Here is a 297-nt window from a genome sequence, read left to right as displayed (position 1 = left end):
TACAAGCAAGTAATGCCCCTTCATCGAGCAGGGCTTGTGATTTAAAGCGTCCTTCCCAAAAGTGCCCCGTGCATTTATCTTCTTTATTGGCTTGTCGAGCAATAGGCTCGTTTAATGCCCGCATATACCAACTGATATCGATTAAGCGCTGTTTATAGACTTGTGCTGTTTCTTCAACCATTTCCATTTCGAATGTCGTTAATGATTGCTCTTGCTGATATTGACGGGTTAATAGGGTGCCTTTGAACAACTTATGCCAACGGGACAGTACCTCTAGCGTCGTCCAGTTGTTAGCTT

Annotated in this window: 1 pseudogene; it reads right to left on the bottom strand. The window is 43.8% G+C overall.

Annotation, left to right across the window (positions count from 1 at the left end):
- Positions 1-297: pseudogene (locus tag H4J76_RS19610) on the bottom strand (transposase); the annotation flags it as partial.

The sequence above is a fragment of the Colwellia sp. BRX9-1 genome, from assembly GCF_014077195.1.
Taxonomy (GTDB): domain Bacteria; phylum Pseudomonadota; class Gammaproteobacteria; order Enterobacterales; family Alteromonadaceae; genus Colwellia_A.
The sequence above is the reverse complement of the archived record's forward strand: the minus strand, read 5'-3'. Positions and strand labels throughout refer to the sequence as shown.